This is a genomic window from Brevundimonas faecalis (assembly GCF_040549405.1).
Taxonomy (GTDB): Bacteria; Pseudomonadota; Alphaproteobacteria; order Caulobacterales; family Caulobacteraceae; genus Brevundimonas; species Brevundimonas faecalis.
Genome location: NZ_JBEPTF010000002.1, coordinates 545,668 through 564,453, shown reverse-complemented (window position 1 = coordinate 564,453; position 18,786 = coordinate 545,668). Strand labels below are relative to the sequence as shown.

At 67.4% G+C, this 18,786-nt stretch carries 17 protein-coding genes; 2 read left to right on the top strand and 15 right to left on the bottom strand.

Annotated features, from left to right (window positions below; genetic code table 11):
* Positions 1 to 65: 65 nt before the first annotated feature.
* Positions 66 to 2,279, bottom strand: a complete 2,214-nt coding sequence (katG, locus tag ABIE19_RS10755) for a catalase/peroxidase HPI (RefSeq protein WP_354089180.1) — start codon at positions 2,277 to 2,279, stop codon at positions 66 to 68.
* A gap of 271 nt (positions 2,280 to 2,550) precedes the next feature.
* Here katG and ABIE19_RS10750 point away from each other — a divergent pair, with 271 nt between their 5' ends.
* Entirely contained in the window at positions 2,551 to 3,105 is a 555-nt protein-coding gene (locus ABIE19_RS10750) for a peroxiredoxin (protein ID WP_292084884.1), read from the top strand.
* Between the two features lie 196 nt (positions 3,106 to 3,301).
* Entirely contained in the window at positions 3,302 to 3,835 is a 534-nt protein-coding gene (gene ahpD, locus ABIE19_RS10745; RefSeq protein ID WP_354089178.1) for an alkylhydroperoxidase, AhpD family, read from the top strand.
* A gap of 77 nt (positions 3,836 to 3,912) precedes the next feature.
* On the opposite strand, the gene ABIE19_RS10740 is transcribed toward ahpD, so the two are convergent.
* From ABIE19_RS10740 to ABIE19_RS10675, 14 genes are all read right to left on the bottom strand, one after another.
* Complete coding sequence (locus ABIE19_RS10740; protein WP_354089177.1) at positions 3,913 to 4,326, bottom strand: helix-turn-helix domain-containing protein; 414 nt, start codon at positions 4,324 to 4,326, stop codon at positions 3,913 to 3,915.
* Between the two features lie 104 nt (positions 4,327 to 4,430).
* Entirely contained in the window at positions 4,431 to 4,874 is a 444-nt protein-coding gene (locus ABIE19_RS10735; protein WP_354089176.1) for a helix-turn-helix domain-containing protein, read from the bottom strand.
* Positions 4,871 to 6,418 (bottom strand): apolipoprotein N-acyltransferase, encoded by a 1,548-nt coding sequence (lnt, locus tag ABIE19_RS10730; protein ID WP_354089175.1) that lies wholly within the window; start codon positions 6,416 to 6,418, stop codon positions 4,871 to 4,873. The genes ABIE19_RS10735 and lnt overlap by 4 nt, the downstream gene beginning before the upstream one ends.
* A 35-nt stretch (positions 6,419 to 6,453) precedes the next feature.
* Positions 6,454 to 6,909, bottom strand: a complete 456-nt coding sequence (gene ybeY / locus ABIE19_RS10725; RefSeq protein ID WP_354089174.1) for an rRNA maturation RNase YbeY — start codon at positions 6,907 to 6,909, stop codon at positions 6,454 to 6,456.
* On the bottom strand, positions 6,906 to 7,904 hold the full coding sequence (locus ABIE19_RS10720; RefSeq protein ID WP_354089173.1) for a PhoH family protein: 999 nt from the start codon (positions 7,902 to 7,904) through the stop codon (positions 6,906 to 6,908). The genes ybeY and ABIE19_RS10720 overlap by 4 nt, the downstream gene beginning before the upstream one ends.
* Positions 7,905 to 8,036: 132 nt before the next feature.
* Positions 8,037 to 9,455: a tRNA (N6-isopentenyl adenosine(37)-C2)-methylthiotransferase MiaB gene (miaB, locus tag ABIE19_RS10715; RefSeq protein WP_354089172.1), complete on the bottom strand. Its 1,419-nt coding sequence runs from the start codon at positions 9,453 to 9,455 to the stop codon at positions 8,037 to 8,039.
* Positions 9,456 to 9,515: 60 nt separating this feature from the next.
* Positions 9,516 to 9,998: a Fur family transcriptional regulator gene (locus ABIE19_RS10710; RefSeq protein WP_354089171.1), complete on the bottom strand. Its 483-nt coding sequence runs from the start codon at positions 9,996 to 9,998 to the stop codon at positions 9,516 to 9,518.
* 28 nt (positions 9,999 to 10,026) lie between these two features.
* A complete protein-coding gene (gene rimI, locus ABIE19_RS10705; RefSeq protein WP_354089170.1) occupies positions 10,027 to 10,482 on the bottom strand; it encodes a ribosomal protein S18-alanine N-acetyltransferase in 456 nt (151 codons plus the stop codon).
* Positions 10,479 to 11,204 carry a tRNA (adenosine(37)-N6)-threonylcarbamoyltransferase complex dimerization subunit type 1 TsaB gene (gene tsaB, locus ABIE19_RS10700; RefSeq protein WP_354089169.1) on the bottom strand — a complete coding sequence of 242 codons (726 nt, stop codon included), beginning with the start codon at positions 11,202 to 11,204 and terminating at the stop codon, positions 10,479 to 10,481. Before tsaB ends, rimI begins: the two co-directional genes overlap by 4 nt.
* 24 nt (positions 11,205 to 11,228) lie before the next feature.
* Positions 11,229 to 11,600 carry a helix-turn-helix domain-containing protein gene (locus tag ABIE19_RS10695; protein WP_354089167.1) on the bottom strand — a complete coding sequence of 124 codons (372 nt, stop codon included), beginning with the start codon at positions 11,598 to 11,600 and terminating at the stop codon, positions 11,229 to 11,231.
* Between the two features lie 67 nt (positions 11,601 to 11,667).
* Positions 11,668 to 12,276 (bottom strand): helix-turn-helix domain-containing protein, encoded by a 609-nt coding sequence (locus tag ABIE19_RS10690; RefSeq protein ID WP_354089165.1) that lies wholly within the window; start codon positions 12,274 to 12,276, stop codon positions 11,668 to 11,670.
* Between the two features lie 62 nt (positions 12,277 to 12,338).
* Entirely contained in the window at positions 12,339 to 12,896 is a 558-nt protein-coding gene (locus ABIE19_RS10685) for a NifU family protein (RefSeq protein WP_354089164.1), read from the bottom strand.
* A 70-nt stretch (positions 12,897 to 12,966) separates the two neighbouring features.
* Positions 12,967 to 13,434, bottom strand: coding sequence for a universal stress protein (locus ABIE19_RS10680; RefSeq protein WP_354089162.1), 468 nt, complete (start codon positions 13,432 to 13,434; stop codon positions 12,967 to 12,969).
* A 183-nt stretch (positions 13,435 to 13,617) separates the two neighbouring features.
* The gene (locus tag ABIE19_RS10675; RefSeq protein ID WP_354089161.1) at positions 13,618 to 18,477 is read right to left on the bottom strand and encodes an NAD-glutamate dehydrogenase; all 4,860 of its coding nucleotides are present in this window, start codon (positions 18,475 to 18,477) and stop codon (positions 13,618 to 13,620) included.
* Between the last annotated feature and the right edge of the window lie 309 nt (positions 18,478 to 18,786).

Below are 18,786 nucleotides of genomic sequence, written 5' to 3'. Positions count from 1 at the left end.
GACAATCGAAGTCATTGATGAAGGAAGGCGCCGCGAGCCCCGCGGCCCGCGGCGCCTCCATATGCCTAGTTCAGGTCGAACCGGTCGGCGTTCATGACCTTGGTCCAGGCTGCGACGAAGTCCCGGACGAACTTGGCGCCCGCGTCGGCCGAGGCGTAGACCTCGGACAGGGCGCGCAGCTGGGCGTTGGATCCGAACACCAGGTCGGTGCGGGTGGCGGTCCACAGCTCTTCGCCGCTGGCCCGGTCGTTGCCGGTGAAGACCTCGTCGGCGCTGCCGTCGATCTGTTTCCAGCCGGTCTTCATGTCCAGCAGATTGACGAAGAAGTCGTTGGACAACACGCCGGGCCGGTCAGTCAGGACGCCGTGGGTCGAGCCGCCGTGGTTGGCGCCCATGACCCGCAGACCGCCGACCAGGACGGTCATCTCCGGCGCCGTCAGGCCCAGAAGCTGGGCCCGGTCGATCAGCAACTCCTCGGTCGGGACGTTGAAGCGAACCTGCAGATAGTTGCGGAAGCCGTCGGCGCGGGGTTCCAGCACCTTGAAGCCGTCGATATCGGTCTGCTCGGCCGAGGCGTCGGTGCGGCCCGGCGTGAAGGGAACCGCCACGTCGTGACCGCCCGCCCTGGCCGCTTGCTCGACCCCGACCACGCCGCCCAGGACGATCAGGTCGGCGATGGAGACGTTGAGGCCGGACGCCGCCTTGACGTCCTCATAGACCTTGAGGACGCGGGCCAGCTTGGCCGGTTCGTTGACGTCCCAATCCTTCTGCGGGGCCAGGCGCAGGCGTCCGCCGTTGGCGCCGCCGCGATGATCCGAGCCCCGATAGGTCACGGCCGAGGCCCAGGCCGTCGACACCAGATCCGCGACCGACAGACCGGAGGCGGCGATGGCGGCCTTCAGCGTCTTGACGTCGGCGTCCGACAGCTTCGCCCCAGTGTGGACCGGGATGGGGTCCTGCCAGATCAGGTCTTCGGCCGGAACATCGGAACCGAGGTAGCGGGCCTTGGGGCCCATGTCTCGGTGGCACAGCTTGAACCAGGCGCGGGCGAAGGTGTCGCCGAAATAGGCCGGGTCAGCGCGGAACCGCTCCATGATCTTGCGGTATTCCGGGTCGATCTTGAACGCCATGTCGGCAGTGGTCATCATCGTCGGCACGCGCTTGCCCGGCGTGTGGGCGGCCGGGGCCAGGGTTTCCGGCGGATTGCCGACCGGCTGCCACTGCTTGGCGCCCGCCGGGCTGCGGACCAGCTCGTAGTCGTGATCCAGCAGCATGTCGAAGAAGGTCATGTCCCAGGTCGTCGGCGTGGGGGTCCAGGCGCCTTCGATGCCCGAGGTGATCGTGTGATCGCCGACGCCGCTTTCATGACCCGAGATCCAACCCAGGCCCTGTTGGGCGATGTCGGCGCCCTCGGGACTTGCGCCCACCTTGGAGGCGTCGCCGGCGCCGTGAGCCTTGCCGAAGGTGTGGCCGCCGGCGGTCAGGGCGGCCGTCTCCTCGTCGTTCATGCCCATCCGGGCGAAGGTCTCGCGGATGTCGCGGGCCGAGGCCAGGGCTTCGGGCACGCCGCCGGGGCCTTCAGGGTTCACATAGATGAGGCCCATCTGGATGGCGGCCAGCGGCTCTTCCAGCACCATGTCCTTGTCGGGCTGGATGCGGGTCTGGTTGCCCTCGTCCCCGACCCAGTTTTCCTCGGTGCCCCAGTAGACGTCCTTCTCAGGCTCCCACACGTCGGCGCGGCCGCCGCCGAAACCGAAGACCGGCCCGCCCATGCTCTCGATGGCGACATTGCCGGCCAGGATCATCAGGTCGGCCCAGGACAGCTTGGCGCCGTACTGCTGCTTGATCGGCCACAGCAGGCGGCGCGCCTTGTCCAGATTGCCGTTGTCCGGCCAGGAGTTGAGCGGAGCGAAGCGCTGCTGACCCGCCCCGGCGCCGCCGCGCCCGTCGCCGGTGCGATAGGTGCCGGCCGAGTGCCAGGCCATGCGGATGAAGAAGGGCCCGTAATGGCCGTAGTCCGCCGGCCACCAGGGCTGGCTGTCGGTCATCAGGGCGGTCAGATCGCGCTTCACCGCCGCCAGGTCCAGCGACTTGAAGGCGGCGGCGTAGTCGAAGTCGTCGCCCATCGGATCGCCCGACTTGCCCTGCTGATGCAGGATGTCCATCGCAATCTGGTTGGGCCACCAGTCGCGGTTGGTGCGTCCAAGAAGCGAACGCAGCGCGCCCGGCTCCTTCTTCGGATCGTGGAGAGGGGTGGGGCCGCCTGCTTGTCCGTCCATGACTTCCTCCTGTTCAGCAGATTATGCCCGGAGCCTACGCCCGGTTCCGCGCCGAAGGAAAATCGATAAACTTTGGAACAACCAGCAAGAAAACTTATGGTGCGAGTGGATGGTCGGAGCCTGGAGCAACCGGCTATCCATAACAAAAATCTATGCGTCTTTGTGAAATCATCGATTTGACTTCCGACCCGCCAAGCCCCATCTGACCCGCATCGGCGATGCATCTCCCTGCGGCGCCGGCTGTCTTACATTGTCAGAATGGAGCTCCCGTATGCTGGGCGTCGGTCAAAAACTGCCTGAATTCAAGATCACTGGCGTGAAGCCGGGCTTCAACAGCCACGAAGAAAACGGCGTTTCGGCCTTCGAAACCGTCACCCAGGACTCCTTCGAGGGCAAGTGGAAGGTCATCTTCTTCTATCCGAAGGACTTCACCTTCGTCTGCCCGACGGAAATCGCCGCCTTCGCCAAGCTGAACAAGGAATTCGAAGACCGCGACACCGTGGTCCTCGGCGGTTCGACCGACAACGAGTTCACCAAGCTGGCCTGGCGTCGTGACCACGCCGACCTGAACAAGCTGCCGATGTGGCAGTTCGCCGACTGCGGCGGCAAGCTGGCTCGCGAACTGGGCGTCCTGGACGAGGAAAACGGCGTCGCCCTGCGCGCCACCTTCGTCGTGGATCCGCACAACGTCGTCCAGCACGTCTACGTCACCAACCTGAACGTCGGCCGTTCGCCGGAAGACACGCTTCGCGTGGTCGATGCTCTGCAGACCGACGAACTGTGCGCCTGCAACCGCCCGGTCGGCGGCGAGACCCTGGCCGCTTAAGTACTGGCCAAGGATAGGCCCGGACCGCGTTCGTATGGGTCCGGGCCTATCCTCTTTGAAGAGGCGGCGGCGGGCGACTGTCGCCGCCTTTTTTCATGCCTGACGCCTGCCGTCAGATCTGATCCTGACAGCCCGTGTCGGCAGTCCCTATATTGTATCCGGCGCAAGCGGCGCCGTTGAGCAGAAGGAAGTCCCCATGTCCCTCGACGCCCTGCGCGACCTGATCCCGGCCTACGGCAAGGATATCTCGCTGAACCTGTCCTCGCTGGCCAATGAGACGGTGCTGAACGACCAGCAGAAGTGGGGCTGCTTCCTCGCATCGGCCCACGCCATCGGCGTCGCGCCCGTGGTCAAGCTGATCGAGGCCCAGGCCGCGACCGTCCTGTCGCCCGAGGCGATGAACGCCGCCAAGGCCGCCGCCGCCATCATGGGCATGAACAACATCTACTACCGCGCCCTGCATCTGATGAAGAACCAGGAATACACGACCCTGCCGGCCAAGCTGCGCATGAACGTGATCGCCAATCCGGGCGTGGAGAAATTGGACTTCGAACTGTGGTCCACCGCCGTCTCGGCCATCAACGGCTGCGGCGCCTGCATCGACGCCCACGAAGGCGAGTTGCGCAAACACGGCGTGCCCAATGTCCAGATCCAGGCCGCCCTGCGCATCGGCGCCGTGGTTCACGCCGCCAGCCGCATCCTGGCCTCGGAAGCCGCCCTGGCCGGCTGATCAGGTCCGATCGCCAGACAGCAGAAAGGCGCGGAGCGATCCGCGCCTTTTTCAATTGAGCGGTCGTTGCGCCGCTCTCAGGGGCGAGCGTCCTCGCCCTTGCTGGTCATGTCGCGCATCACCTCCAACACCAGCCGTTGCTGATGCGTGGTCAGACGTGGAGCCAGACGGCCGATCTCGATGCTATGACGGGTGGACGGATGGTCGTGGTCGAATTCCTCGCCGTCATTCTCCGCCATGCCCGAACGGGCGACCAAGCCTTCGAAGAAGTAGCTGACGTCGACCTTGAAGAAGCGCGCTATGTCCCACAGCTTCGACGCCGAGATGCGGTTGGAGCCCTTTTCGTATTTTTGCACCTGCTGGAAGGTCAGACCCAAGGCGCGGCCAAGATCGCTTTGGTTGTAGCCGAGTGAAACGCGTTTCTCGGCGACCCGACGACCGACATGACGATCAACCGGATGGGGACCGTCCTCTCCGAAGCCTCTGACCATTCCACACCCTCTCACAGTGCGTCGCCGCACGCCCAAGACTCGACATGCGATAGTTGGGAAAGCCTGTCACCAAAAATCGCGCGCGGTTTTCGAAACCCCGTGTTTCAGCCCTCGTCCTCGGCTTTCAGCGCGCGGATGACAGCCAGGAGGGTGCGCTGTCGCGCCTCCGGCAACTCCCGCGCCGCCGCCGCGATCCGCAGCACAAGCGCGCTGGAGCCTTCGTTGATCTCGGCGTCAGCAATGGAGGCGGACGCCGGGCGAGCCGCGCCTGCGGCCGAAGGCGCCGTCACGCCCTGCTCGGTCGGCAGACCCGCGAACAGAGCGGTCGTATCCACCTGCATGAATTGAGAAAAGAGCAGCAGACGCGACGCCGGAACCCGATTGATCCCAGCCTCGTGTCGTCCCCACTGATTGGTGGAGATGCCCAGCTTGAGCGCCATGTCCGCCTGGCTCAGACCGTGGTTCTCACGGATGGCGCGCAGACGAGCGCCCAGGGCGGCGTCGATCTCGCGCCGGCGCTTGCGATCCTCGTCTGCGGCTCGCCTCATGCCTGCCTTCCCCTTCGTCTCCACCCTAGCCCGCCGGCCAGCATCAAGGCCAGAAGCAGGGCGAAAAGGCCGTCTCCCCAACGGCCGTAGATTGTCGGCGCGGCCGGCTCCGGCAAGCGCGCGTCGATGACGCCCGAATGGTCCGGATCCAGCCTTTCTCCGTCCGCGATCCGCCCCCAGGGGTCGATCATGGCCGAAACCCCGGTCGGCGTCGCTCGCGCCACCGGCAGACCGGTTTCGATGGCCCGATAACTGGCCAGATTCAAGTGCTGACGCGGCCCGGACGTCTTTCCGAACCAGGCGTCGTTCGAGACATTGACGATCCAGGCCGGCCGCGCCCCCTCCCTGGCCGGCGTGAAACCTGGATAGAGGCTTTCATAGCAGATGAGAGGTTGGGCGTTGGGCGCATTGACCAGGCTGATCGGCGCAGGCCTGGGTCCGGGGCTGAAGTCGGCCGGCACATGCACCAGGCTGCGCACGCCGATCCGGCTCATCAACCGACCCAAGGGCAGGTATTCGCCAAAGGGCACCAGGCGGTGCTTGTCGTAGATGGCGCCGACCCGCAGGCCGGCCGCGCCTTCATCGTTCAGGGCGAACAGGCTGTTGTAATAGCGGGCGCCGCCCTTGGCGCTTGGGTCCGCCTCGCCGCGGCTGAGCCCCATGAGCAGGGTCTGACCCGTCTGCAGGGCGCCGGCGATGGCCTGGGCGTCGGGAGAGTTGAAGACGTCGTTGGCCGTGGCGGGCAGGGCGCCCTCGGGCCAGATCACCACGTCGGGAAGCGCCGCCCCGCGCTGCGCGGTCAGGGCCACATAGCGATCGACGATGGCCTGATAGGCCTCGGGACTCCACTTGGATTCCTGCGGAATATCGGCCTGGACCAGACGCACCAGGGTCGGTCCCCTGACCAGTTCGGCCGACGACAGACGGACCGCGCCGAAGACGAACAGGCCGACCAGAACCAGTACGCCCGCACCCGCACCGACCAGACGCTGACGACGTGCGCCCGGATCGATCAGCAGCCCTAGGGCCGAAACCGCGCCCAGGGTCAGAAGACCGAGCCCATAGACGCCCCCGACCGAGGCGAACTGCGACATCGCCGATCCGGCCGCCCAGGCGGCGCCCGTCGGGTTCCAGGGAAACCCGGTCAGCACATGGCCGCGCAGCCACTCCAACAGGGCGAACAGAGCGGCGAACAGCAGGACGCGTCGCGTGCCTTCGGGCGCAAACCGGCGATAGAGGGCCGTGGCCGTCCCGAAGAAGAGACCCAGCCCCATTGGCAGGAGACTGGCGGCGAAAGGCGCCATCCAGGCTTGGTCCTTGTTGACCAGGAAGGCTTCCGCCACCCACCAGCAGCCGATGAAGAAGTAGGCGAAGCCCGCCAGCCACCCCACCCAGAAGCCGCCCCTGACCCTAGACGACCGCTCGGCCAGAAGCATCAGCAGGGGGTAGCCCAGAAGGCCCGGCAGGACGCCGAACGGCGGGTGAGCCAGGGCCGCGCCGGCGCCGGCGAGCAGGGCCAGAGCGATACGACCCCAACGGTTCATCAGGAGGCCTTCCCAAAGAGCCGACAGCCGCGCCTTCACGACTGGACCTCATGCTCGATCTGGTAGGGATCGGCGACGCCGAGGGCGGTCAGGATCTCGCGCTCCTCGGCCTCCATCTCCTCGGCCTCGGCGTCGTCTTCGTGATCACGGCCCAGCAGGTGCAGAACGCCGTGGACGACCAGATGGCTCAAGTGGTCGGCAAGCGTCTTGCCCTGGCTTTCCGCCTCCGCCGCGCAATAGGCGAAGCCCAGGACCACGTCGCCCAGATGGGGAAAGGCCGTCTCCGCCGCCGGGAAGGACAGGACGTTGGTCGGCCGATCCTTGTCTCGGAAACGGGCGTTCAGGTCACGAACCGCCGCATCCTCGGTCAGCAGGACGACCACGTCGCCTTCCACGGCGCCCAGGGCCGCCTCGGCGGCGCGCTGGGTCACGGCCTCGACATCCGGCAGGGCCTTGGCCCAGGCGGAATCTTCCAGCTCGATCTCGATCATCTGTCCTTCTTGTCCCCGGCGTCCGAAGCAGGACGCCCCTTCGCCGCGTCGGCGTCATAGGCGCGCACGATGCGTTCGACCATGGCGTGACGCACCACGTCCTCGGCCTTGAAGGCCTGGACCCCGACGCCCTTGACGTCGGTCAGAATGCGCAGGGCGTGATCCAGGCCGGAATCGCGCGCGTTCAACAGGTCGATCTGTGATGGATCGCCAGTGACCACCATGCGCGCGCCCTCTCCGAGGCGGGTCAGGACCATCTTCATCTGCAGGCGCGTCAGGTTCTGCGCCTCGTCCACGATGATGAAGGCGTGGCTCAGGGTGCGGCCGCGCATGAAGGCGATGGGGGCCGCCTCGATCTCGCCCTTCTCCCGGCGGCGACGCACGTCGTCGACGCCCAGAATGTCGTTCAGCGCCTCCCAGATCGGGGCCAGATAGGGGTCGACCTTCTCGTTCAGGTCGCCCGGCAGGAAACCCAGCTTCTCGCCCGCCTCGACGGCCGGGCGGGTGATGACCAGCCGGTCCACTTGTCCGCGCCGCAGCAGGGAGGCGCCGTAAGCCGCCGCCAGGAAGGTCTTGCCCGTACCTGCCGGACCGACGCCGAAGGTCAGTTCGCAGCGGCTGAGCATGTCCAGATACTGGGCCTGGGCCGCCGTCTTGGGCGCGATGGCGCCGCGCCGACCGACAGGTAGGGCCACAGCGTCCGGCACGACCCGGCCCTGGTCCGGGCGCGGTTGAGCCACGGCGGCGCCCAAGGCCATGCGCACGTCGGCCTCGGTGATTTCCGCGCCCGTGTCCGCCCGCTTAGCCAGGGTCTCGATCACGCGCTTGGCCTGGGCCCTGTCGCGCGGCGACCCGTTGATCGAGACCCCGCCCCCCGGCGCCTCGACCAACACCTTGAAGGCGTCCTCGATCAGGGCGACATGACGGCTGTTGGGACCGATCACGGCCCGGAGGGCCTGATCGCTCAGGGACAGGAATTCGGACTCACGCGCCATTGAAACTCCATCTTTGTCGCCTCACCCCGCCGCGAAACAGGCCGGTTGAGAGCGTTCAGGCTTCCTGATCATCCCGGCGGAGACGATTTTCAGAACCCGTCAGTTAAGACGCCTCGTCGGAGACGTGTCGAGCTAGATAGTGACAGCCTCGACCAATCGCCCGTTCAGGCTGTTCTGGGCGCCGCTGAGGATTTCAACCGGAACGATCCGGCCCAGCAGATGGTCGGCCCCGTCGACGTGAACCGATTGCAGATAGGGCGACCGGCCGATGGCCTGACCTTCATACCGCCCCTTCTTCTCGAACAGGACATTCAGGGTCCTGCCCGCCTGGGCCGCATTGAAGGCGGTCTGCTGTTCGAACAGCAGAGCTTGCAGCCGTTTCAGCCGCTCCAGGGCCACGGCCTCCTCCACCTGACCCGGCATGCCGGCGGCGGGGGTGCCGGGGCGCGGCGAATAGACGAAACTGAAGGCGCCCGCATAGGTCACCTGGCGCACCAGATCGAGGGTGTCCTCGAAGTCCCGATCCGTCTCGCCGGGGAAGCCGACGATGAAGTCGCCGGCGATGGCCATATCGGGCCGCGCCTCCCGGATGCGCGCGATCAGGTCGATGTATTTCTGACGCCCGTGCTTGCGGTTCATCAGCCTCAGCACCCGATCCGATCCCGCCTGAACTGGCAGGTGCAGATAGGGCATCAGGGCGTCCAGATCCGCGTGGGCGGCGATCAGGTCGTCGCTCATGTCGTTGGCGTGGCTGGTGGTATAGCGGATACGGTCGAGGCCCGGGATTTTGGCCAGGGCATAGGCCAGACGCGCCAGGGTGAAAGGCTTTCCGTCCGGCCCCTCGCCGTCATAGGCGTTGACGTTCTGGCCCAGCAGGGTGACCTCGCGCACGCCCCGGTCGGCCAGGGCGCGGGCCTCGGCCAGCACCGCCGCCGCCGGGCGCGACCATTCGGCGCCCCGCGTATAGGGGACGACGCAGAAGGTGCAGAACTTGTCGCAGCCTTCCTGCACCGTCAGGAAGGCCGTCGGGCCGTCGCCGCCTCGCGTCTTGATCATTTCGGGCGTCAGGGCGTCGAACTTCTCATGCGGGGCGAAGTCGGCGCCGATGCGCTCGCCCCGCGCCCGCGCCGTGCGGGTCAGCAGTTCGGGCAGTTGGTGGTAGGCCTGAGGTCCGACCACGAGGTCGACCGCGGGCTGGCGCTTCATGATCTCCTCGCCCTCGGCCTGGGCGACGCAGCCGGCGACAGCGATGGTCATGCCGCCGTCGCCGCGCGCGATCTTGCGTTCGCGCATCTGCTTCAACTTGCCGAGTTCCGAATAGACCTTCTCGGCCGCGCGTTCGCGGATATGGCAGGTGTTGAGGATGACGAAGTCGGCGCCCTCGGGTGCATCGGTCGTCGCATAGCCCAGCGGACGCAGGACGTCGGCCATGCGCTCGCTGTCATAGACGTTCATCTGACAGCCGTAGGTCTTGATGAACAGCCGCTTGGCGCCGGACGCAGGCGCGCCTTCGGCCGCCGTCGCTGCGGGCGTTTCGAGGGTGTCGGTCATGCCCGGCTTATGGTCGCCGAACCCGGCGACGGCAAGACGAACCGAAGACCAGGCCCTGTCTCAGTCGTCCGCCTGGGCGGTTTCGACACGCGCGGCGTGGCGCTTGTAGATCAGGCCTTCGCGCTGGCCCGGCTCGGCGCCGGGGATGGCGTGGCCATAGAGCTCAAGCTTGTGGCCGACCAGTTCGAAGCCCAGGCGCTTGGCGATCTCGGTCTTCAGACGCTCGATCTCGGCGTCAAAGAACTCGATGACCTCGCCAGTCTTGGTGTCGATCAGGTGGTCGTGGTGGTCGTCGCCAGCCTCTTCGTAGCGGCTGCGGCCGTCGCCGAAGTCATGTTTCTCAACCACGCCCGCCTCTTCGAACAGGCGCACGGTGCGATAGACGGTGGCGATCGAGATATGCGGGTCGATCGACGAGGCGCGGCGGTACAACTCCTCGACGTCGGGGTGATCCTCGGCCTGCGACAGGACGCGAGCGATGACGCGCCGCTGCTCAGTCATACGCATGCCGCGCTCGGCGCAGAGTTTCTCGATCCGTTCCATGGCGCGGAAGATAGGATGGACCGTCGACTTAGGGAAGCCGTTCGGGAAAGTTCAACGCCAGAACCAGAGCGTCTTCGCGACTTCCGTCCGCACGCGAATAATAGCCTCGCCGACGGCCTGCCTCCTGAAAGCCCGCACGGGCATAGAGCGTCCGGGCGGCCTGGTTGTCTTCGGCCACTTCCAGGAACATGCGGTCGACGCCCAGAGCCGCGGCGCGCACCACCGCCGCCTCTACCAGGCGACCGCCCAGGCCCGCACGACGCGCGGCGGGGCGCACGGCCAGGGTCAGGATCTCGGCCTCGTCGGCGACGACGCGGACCAGGATGAAGCCGTCCGCTTCCGCCACGGCGAAGACGCCGGGCGAGGCCAGCAGGGTCTGCAGGCTGTCCGCGTCCCAAGGCGCCTCGAACGCCTCGGCGTGCAGCGCCGCCAGGACGGTTGCAGAGGCCGCCGTCTCAGAAGCGGATCGGTCGTTCGCGATCACGATCCCTCGCCCGGTCCGCTCGCCGCGGACGCCGCAAGCGCACGAGCCTGACCCGGCAGCCTGCTGGGCGGCACGGCGTCCGGCGCACGCAGATAGAGGGGGCGGGGCCGGGCCTTCTCCGGATCCGTCGCCGAGGCGAGAACGGCCAGGGCCTCAGGCGCGGGCGCCGCCAGGACCTTCAAGACCGCTCCCCTCAGCCGCTCCGGAAAGGCGTCGACCAGAACCGGCCCGCCGGTTCCGATCAGCAGAGGCTTGTCTTCGCCAGCTTTCAGTTCAGCCAGGATCCGATCCGCCGCCGCCTCCAGCGACAAGGCCTCAGCCTCCCCCAAGGCAGCCCCATCGCGAAACAGGCGCACATAGACCTGCCCCCGACGTGCGTCGACGAGGGCGGCGACCAGGCGTCCGGCTTCCGGTTCGACCGACGCGGCCAGGCCGTCCAGGGTGGAGATTCCGACGACCGGCCGGTCCAGCCCCGCGCCCAACCCTTGAGCGAAAGCCAGACCCACGCGCAGGCCCGTGAAGGAGCCCGGCCCCACCGTCACGCCGATGCGATCGACCAGACCCAGACCCCCGGCCTCGGCGGCGGCGTCGCGGACCATGCCCCCCAGTTTTTCCTGGTGGCCCTTGGCCATGGGTTCGGAACGAAGGCCCAGGACGCGGCCTTCTTCGAACAAGCCGGCCGAACAGGCGCCCAGCGCCGTATCCACGATAAGAATTCTCATGTCCCCGCCTTCCTATCGACGGGATCAGGCGGACGCCAGCGCCTCCACCACCCGGCTGACGGCATGACGCACGGTAAGATCAGGAATTCGGGGAAAGGCGGCGGCGATCGCCCGTCCTTCCGCCGTCGCGATCAGCGGCTTCATGCCAGTTGCCCCCTCCTTCTGATCCTCGTGCTGCGAGGGGAAGAATTCGGCGACCGAACAGCCCAGGGCCACGGCGATCTGATGCAGTCGTGAAGCGGAGACGCGATTGGTCCCGCTTTCATACTTCTGAACCTGTTGGAAGCTGATCCCCAGCTCACGTCCCAGGGCCGACTGGGACAGGCCCAGGGCGGAACGGCGCGAAGCGATGCGAAGTCCGACGGCGTGGTCGATATCCTGGCTGCGGCGCGACATGAAATCCTCCTGCTCGGCTACGACACGGAGAGTTTCATGAAACGAAATGAAACGCAACTATTTCATTTCATCCTTCATCGAGACGCGCGACCACGGCTGAAACCGCGCGGGCCTGAACCCGGGGAATCTTTTCAATCGTCAGCAGGGCGCCGGCGCCGCGCACCACCAGTTCAACCTCGTCAGACCGGACATAGAGGCGAGCGCGTAACGAACCGTCCGCCATCTCGATCACGCAGCCCTGGTCGCGCCTGGGCCAACGCCCCGGCACATACTCCAGCACCGTCCCCGCGGCGGCCCAGGGAGCCAGTTCGTCGGAGGACAACTGCAGTCTGCGCCGTTCAACGGACGGCGCGCCTTCAAAAATTCGTCCTCGCATTTCAAGGCCGTCGGGCTTGAAGGGCTGCGTGAGAGCCGAGGGCGTCGAAGACGCGCGAACCAGCAACGCTAGATCTTCCGGCGTCGCATCGAGCGCGCCGGTCAGGCGGCGCTGCACATCGGGTCGGAACAGGCCTGACCGCTTGCCCGCCTCGTACAGACCCCAGCCCTGACTGGTCATGCCCAGGCGCTGGCCGGCCTCCGCCTGGCTCAGGCCGCGCTCGCGGCGCAGCATGGCCAGAGCCTCGCCGAGGGCGCGGATTTCGGCGTCGGCGTCATTGTCGTCGGTGAAACGGGCCATGGACCGATCATGCCCCAGGCGCGATCGAGACGATAGTGTTTCATGTGAAACACTAGGTCCGGTCAGATCACCTGTTCGACGCTGAGGACTTCGGGAACATAGTGGCGCATCATCTGCTCCACGCCCGCCTTCAGCGTCGCGGAGGAGGAGGGGCAACCCGAACAGGCGCCGCGCATCCGCAGGCGCAGGACGCCGGTTTCTTCGTCGAAATGGTCGAACAGGATGTCGCCGCCGTCCTGAGCCACGGCCGGGCGGATGCGGCTGTCCAGGAGACCCTTGATCTCCGCCACGATCTCGCTGTCCTCGGCTTCATCGGCAGCCGCTGCGGCGCCTTCCCGGACCAGCGGGGCGCCGGAAACGAAATGATCCATGACCACCGAGAGGATGGGCGCCTTCATCGCGCTCCAATCCGGCCCCTCGGCCGAACGCGTGACCGAGACGTAGTCGGCGCCGAAGAAGACGCCTTCGACGCCCTCCAACTCGAACAGGGCTTCGGCCAGGGGCGAGGCGGCCGCCTCGTCGATGGTCCGGTATTCCAGAACGTCCTGCGGCGCGACTTCGCGGCCGGGCAGGAACTTCAGGACATTGGGGTTCGGCGTCGGTTCGGTCTGGATGAACATGGCCGGGACATGGACCTCGACCGGGAGGTTCGCAAGCCTCTCTGTCGAAACATGACGGCCGCCGCTCGGATCAGGCCAGGTCCTCGATGTCCGCGTCGGTCAGTTCGCCCGGCACGATCGTCACCGGCAGCTTGCGTCCCGTGACGGCCGCGCCCTGTTTCATGACGGCGGAGACCAGGGGCCCAGGGCCGCGAGAACCGCCGCTCGCCGCCAGGACCAGGATCTTGATGTCGGGATCGGCGCCGACGGCTTTGCGGATGGCGGCCAGAGGCTCGCCTTCCTCGATGATGAAGACGGGGGCTGCGCCCGACTTCTCCGCCGCCTCCTGTCCGAGACGGTTCAGGAGAGCCTCGGCTTCCTCGCGCTGCTGGCGGCGGATTTCGTCGCGGACGCCGGACCAGTGCTCGTCCGAACCGCCGGGCAGGGCGCGCAGCAGGACTACGCGGCCGCCGGTCGATCTGGCCCGGCGCGCGGCGTAGCCCAAGGCCGCGCCGAACTCGGGGCTGTCGTCGACGACGACGAGAAACTTCCTGGGCATGGGTTGGACGGCCTTAGCGGATCTCTGAACAGCGGCGACCACCTAACGCCAAGCCGCCCCAAACGCCAAGGCCCGCCCGTCTCGCCGAGAAGAACGAAACGAGCGGGCCTCATCAGGCAGAGATCACACGGCTGCGCTCAAGCAGGGAGCCGCCGCGCAGCGAGCGTGGCGCCCTGGGAAGCCTCAGCTTCCCAGGACCTCACGAATAGCCCCGTTGGCGATGGTCAGCTTGGCGAAGGTCCAGCCCGTGCCTGAGGTCTCGATCTCGTCGACCGACCCGCGCAGGGATTCGACCTGGCCGATACGGGCGCCGATCCAGGCGTCGACGGCCGTCTCAGCGGTTTCCTCGCTGGCGCCCGCCGCCTCGGCCGAGGCCTTGGCCACGGCGCGGGTCAGCTGCTGCTGTTCGGCCATCAGGTCCTGGATCAGACGACGCACGGCCAGACGGTCGAAGTGATCGCCCGACGGGATCGAACCGGCCGCCACGCGCAGGCGGTCGAAGTCGAAGGCGGCGCCAACCTGGTGATAGAGGCGGGCCATGGCCGGCGCGCTCCAGCCCAGTTCATTGGCCAGGTCGCCGATGTCGGCCGTAGCCACCATGGGCCGCAGCAGGGCGATGTCGCGCGCCAGGTCTTCCGGCGCGCCCAGGCCGACGAAGGTCGCGACGCGAGCCTCGAACTGCTGCTGCTCGAAGCGCGAGAGCACCTCCGGACCGGCAGCACGCAGGGCGTCGGCGGCGGGCTGATAGGCGGCGATCATGCCGCCGACCGTGGTTTCGGTGCGGGCTGCGCGACGGGCCAGCCAGTAGGTCTGGCGACGCAGGACCTTGGCGATCTCCTGATAGAGGGCCGTCTGGGCCTCGGCCGGAATCTTGAGGTCCAGGGCGGAGACCGCCTTCCAGGCCTGGTCCAGACGGAAGACCTGGCGCGCGGTCTCGAAGGCCGTGACCATGGCGGCGGTGTCGCACTCCGCCGCCGCCCGCAGGCGGTCGGGGAAGGTCGGCCCGGCCATGTTGACGATCTCGTTCGACAGCACGGTGGCGATGATGTCGCGACGCAGGCGGTGGGCCTTCATGTCCTCTTCGAACTTCGCCAGAGGCGCCGGGAAGTAGTGGACCAGCAGGCGCTCGAAGAAGGCGTCGTCCGGCGCCGAGGAGCCGACGATCTCGTCGAACAGCTCCAGCTTGGAATAGGCCGTCAGAACCGCCAGCTCAGGACGGGTCAGGGCGGCGCCCTGCAGCTTCATCTCGGCGATGCGGGCGTCGTCGGGCAGGTATTCCACCGCCCGGTTCAGCTTACCCAGCGAGGACAGGTGCTGCATGAAGGCCTGCTGGGCGTCGAGCGCCGCGGGGCCTTCCGCCTGTTGCAGGGTCAGAGCCAGGGTCTGGTCGTAGTTGTGCGCCAGGACCTTGAGGCCGACCTCGTCGGTCATCGACTTCAGCAGGGCGTTGCGATCCTCGGCCTTCAGACGGCCCGAGGCGATGGCGCCGCCGGTGAGGATCTTGATGTTCACCTCATGGTCGGACGAGTCCACGCCGGCCGAGTTGTCGATGGCGTCGGTGTTCAGGCGCATGCCCGCCCGCGCCGCCTCGATGCGGCCCAGCTGGGTCGCGCCCAGGTTGGCGCCTTCGCCCAGGACCAAGGCGCGCACGTCGCCGCCGTTGATGCGGATGGCGTCGTTGGCCTTGTCCCCGGCCTGGGCGTTGGTCTCGCCGCCGCCCTTGATGTAGGTGCCGATGCCGCCGAAGTAGAGCAACTCGGCGCGGGCCTTGAGGATGGCCTGCATCAGGGTGGTCGGGTCGACCACATCCGCCTCGATGTCCAGCAGTTCCTTGATCTGCGGGGTCAGGGCGATGGTCTTAGCCGAGCGCGAGAAGACACCGCCGCCTTCCGAGATCAGACTCTTGTCATAGTCCTGCCAGCTGGTGCGCGGCGTCTCGAACAGGCGCTGACGCTCAGCGAAGGATTTGGCCGTGTCCGGGTTGGGGTCGATGAAGATGTCGCGGTGATCGAAGGCGGCGACCAGCTTGATCGCCTTGGACAGCAACATGCCGTTGCCGAAGACGTCGCCGGACATGTCGCCCACGCCGACCACGGTGAAGGGCTCGGACTGGATATCCTTGCCCATCTCGCGGAAGTGGCGCTTGACCGCCTCCCAGGCGCCGCGCGCCGTGATGCCCATCTCCTTGTGGTCGTAACCGGCCGAACCACCACTCGCGAAAGCGTCGTCCAGCCAGAAGCCGTAGGACTGGCTCACGCCGTTGGCGATGTCCGAGAAGGTCGCCGTGCCCTTGTCGGCCGCCACGACCAGATAGGGGTCGTCGCCTTCCCAAGCCACGACATCAGCCGGACGCACCGGGGCGCCCTCGCCGACGATGTTGTCGGTGATGTCCAGCAGGCCGGACAGGAAGGTCTTGTAGGCGCGGATAGCCTCGGCCTGGACCGCGTCGCGGTCGCCGCCGACCGGCAACTGCTTGGGATAGAAGCCGCCCTTGGAGCCGACCGGCACGATGACCGAGTTCTTGACCTGCTGGGCCTTCACCAGACCCAGAACCTCGGTGCGGAAGTCGTCACGACGATCCGACCAGCGCAGGCCGCCCCGCGCGACGGGGCCGAAGCGCAGGTGGACGCCCTCGATGTGCGGCGCCCAGACGAAGATTTCGCGGAATGGCTTGGGCAGGGGCAGGTCCTCAAGCTCGCGCGAGGCGATCTTGATCGAGATATGCGCCTTCGGATTCCCCTCGGCGTCGACCTGATAGAAGTTGGTGCGCTTCACGGCGCCGATCAGCAGGGCGATGCGGCGCAGAACTCGGTCGTGATCCAGGCTCTTCACGTCCTGCAGCAGGGCGATGATCTTATCGTTCAGCTCGGCGACCTGGGCCTCGCGTTCGGCGACCGAACCGCCGTGGGCCGGATCGAACTTGGCCTTGAACAGGGACAGGATGGCGCGGGCCACGGTCGGATATTCGCGCAGGGCTGTTTCCTGCACCGCCTGCGACGGGTCCAGGCCGGTCTGCTGGCGATAGCGGGCCAGGGTGCGGATCAGGGCCGCCTCGCGCCAGTCGACGCCCAGTTCCAGCACCAGGCGGTTGAAGCCGTCGCTCTCGGTGCGGCCGGCCCAGACCGCCTTGAAGGCGGCCTCGAACGGGGCCTTGATGTCGGCGAAGGTCAGGGCCTCGCCGCGCGGGTCTTCCAGCAGGAAGTCGTGGATATAGATGGGGGCGTCCCCGACGGTGCGGACCACGTGGTCCGACTCCTCCAGCGTCTTCAGGCCCATGTCGGCCAGGATCGGCAGGACGTCCGACAGCGGCACGGCCGAGCCGCGACGATAGAGCTTGAAGCGGAACTGCAGCGAGCTTTCGTCCGCGGTGCGGAAGGCGCGGACGGCCACCGGCTCGGCATGAACGCCGTCGCCCGCCGAACCGTCGTTCAGACGGTCGAACTGCTCCAGGTCGGCCACAGCCTCGGCCGCGTCGTAGCGGGCGCGATAGGCGACGCCGAAGCCGTCCGCCCACTTGGCGCTGGTCGGACCAACGGCGACTTCATCGACGTCGGCGGCGCGCAGGGCGGTTTCGAAACGGTCGATCCAGCTACGGCCGGCCTCGGCCACCTCGGCCTCCAGGGCCTTGGGATCGGGCTCCAGGTGGGCGCCCGGCTCGACGCCGATGATGTAGTGGACGCGCGTCAGCGGCTGGTCCGTCAGCTGCGGATACCAGGCCGAGACCCGACCGCCCCAGGCCTTGGCCAGGATGCCGCCGATGCGCTGGCGCAGACCGGCGTCGAAGCGTTCGCGCGGAATGAAGCAGAGGACCGAGACGAAGCGGTCGAACGGGTCGCGGCGCGTGAACAGACGGATGCGCGGACGGTCGTAGAGGTGCAGGACGCCCAGAGCCGTATCCAGCAGCTCGTCCTCGCTGATCTGGAACAGCTCGTCGCGGGGGTAGTTCTCGAGGATGTTCTTCAGGCGCTTGTAGTTGTGGCTGCCGGGCGTCTTGCCGGCGCGTTCCAGCGCATTGGCGACCTTGCGCCGGATCAGCGGCACCTCCTTGGCCATCTTGTCATAGGCCTCGGCGGTGAAGAGGCCGACGAAACGGGTCTCGCCCGAGGCCTTGCCGTCCGCGCCGTAACGCTTGACCCCGACATAGTCCATGTAGGCGCGGCGATGGACGCGCGAGCGCATATTGGCCTTGGCCACGGTGACCGGCTCGCTCTCGTCAAGCTGACGCTGCATGGCCGGGGTCAGGAGCGCCGGCTCGGAGGCGCGACGCAGCACCCGGCGCTCCGGATCGTTCAGGATGCCCAGACCCTGGTCCGAGACTTCCAGCGGGGCCTCGGCTGCATAGCCGCCGTCGGCGCTGCGCGGATAGGCGTAGTCGCGGGCGCCTAGGAAGACGAAGTGGTCGCTCTTGGCCCAGCGCAGGAAAGCGATGTTCTCTTCCAGCACGGCCGGATCGACGGCGGCAGGCGGCGAGGCCTCCAGTTGGGCGACGGCGTCGCGCATCAGTTGGACCATGGCGCCGTGGTCGGCCACGGCGGCGCGGACGTCGGCCATGGCCTGGGCCAGGCCTTCACCCAGGGCGTCGCGGCGCTCCTGCGGCAGGGGATCGATGACGACGATGATCAGGGAATCGCGACGGCCGGCCTCGACCTCGACGATCGGGTGGAACAGGGCCCGCACGGTGACGCCGGCCTCGGCCAGTTCGCCCAGAACGCTATCGACCAGGAAGGGCGCGTCGTCCTGCAGGATCAGGACGCTGTCATAGCCGGTCGGAGCGCCGTCGGCGCCGACCAGGGGGCTGACGCTGACACGGGCCGGCTCGCCCGCCTTGCGGTTCTGGGCCGAGCGCCAGGCCAGGCCCAGCAGGGCGGCCAGGTCGTCGCCGCCCAGTTCAGGGGTCTCGTCAGCCGCGTAGTCGTCGAAGGCCTGAGCCAGCAGAGACTTTTCGGCGGCGCCCGGCGGGCCGTCGACAATCCGCGCATAGGCCGCCTCCAGCGCCTCCAGATCAGCTGGGATGGCGGAAACGATGCGCGAAGCGGCGGACATGATGAAGTCTCGAACAGCACGGCGTGAAAGCCGCAGGATTGCCGCGCCACATTAGCGCGCCCGGCGCGACTGGCTAGGCCGTCCGAGGCGCAGAACGCCCTGTTTCTTCTGTGTGCGGCGCACCATGTTGCGCGAATGGCCCACAGCAAGGGTGTGATTTGGCGTCAGGCCCCGGGCCACAGGGACATTCGCCCCATTTCCGCCCCGTTCACGCATGCGAAGATGAGGTGAATTTCGCCCCAGAAACGAACAAGGCCGCCGGGCGAAAACGCTCGGCGGCCTGCTTCGGGTCCGGCGCAGGAGGGGGGA

Excerpts from the sequence above, each read along its gene's own strand:
- katG (WP_354089180.1), bottom strand. The coding sequence starts at position 2,279 with ATGGACGGACAAGCAGGCGGCCCCACCCCTCTCCACGATCCGAAGAAG.
- ABIE19_RS10750 (WP_292084884.1), top strand. The coding sequence starts at position 2,551 with ATGCTGGGCGTCGGTCAAAAACTGCCTGAATTCAAGATCACTGGCGTG.
- ahpD (WP_354089178.1), top strand. The coding sequence starts at position 3,302 with ATGTCCCTCGACGCCCTGCGCGACCTGATCCCGGCCTACGGCAAGGAT.
- ABIE19_RS10740 (WP_354089177.1), bottom strand. The coding sequence starts at position 4,326 with ATGGTCAGAGGCTTCGGAGAGGACGGTCCCCATCCGGTTGATCGTCAT.
- ABIE19_RS10735 (WP_354089176.1), bottom strand. The coding sequence starts at position 4,874 with ATGAGGCGAGCCGCAGACGAGGATCGCAAGCGCCGGCGCGAGATCGAC.
- lnt (WP_354089175.1), bottom strand. The coding sequence starts at position 6,418 with ATGAACCGTTGGGGTCGTATCGCTCTGGCCCTGCTCGCCGGCGCCGGC.
- ybeY (WP_354089174.1), bottom strand. The coding sequence starts at position 6,909 with ATGATCGAGATCGAGCTGGAAGATTCCGCCTGGGCCAAGGCCCTGCCG.
- ABIE19_RS10720 (WP_354089173.1), bottom strand. The coding sequence starts at position 7,904 with ATGGCGCGTGAGTCCGAATTCCTGTCCCTGAGCGATCAGGCCCTCCGG.
- miaB (WP_354089172.1), bottom strand. The coding sequence starts at position 9,455 with ATGACCGACACCCTCGAAACGCCCGCAGCGACGGCGGCCGAAGGCGCG.
- ABIE19_RS10710 (WP_354089171.1), bottom strand. The coding sequence starts at position 9,998 with ATGGAACGGATCGAGAAACTCTGCGCCGAGCGCGGCATGCGTATGACT.
- tsaB (WP_354089169.1), bottom strand. The coding sequence starts at position 11,204 with ATGAGAATTCTTATCGTGGATACGGCGCTGGGCGCCTGTTCGGCCGGC.
- ABIE19_RS10695 (WP_354089167.1), bottom strand. The coding sequence starts at position 11,600 with ATGTCGCGCCGCAGCCAGGATATCGACCACGCCGTCGGACTTCGCATC.
- ABIE19_RS10690 (WP_354089165.1), bottom strand. The coding sequence starts at position 12,276 with ATGGCCCGTTTCACCGACGACAATGACGCCGACGCCGAAATCCGCGCC.
- ABIE19_RS10685 (WP_354089164.1), bottom strand. The coding sequence starts at position 12,896 with ATGTTCATCCAGACCGAACCGACGCCGAACCCCAATGTCCTGAAGTTC.
- ABIE19_RS10680 (WP_354089162.1), bottom strand. The coding sequence starts at position 13,434 with ATGCCCAGGAAGTTTCTCGTCGTCGTCGACGACAGCCCCGAGTTCGGC.
- ABIE19_RS10675 (WP_354089161.1), bottom strand. The coding sequence starts at position 18,477 with ATGTCCGCCGCTTCGCGCATCGTTTCCGCCATCCCAGCTGATCTGGAG.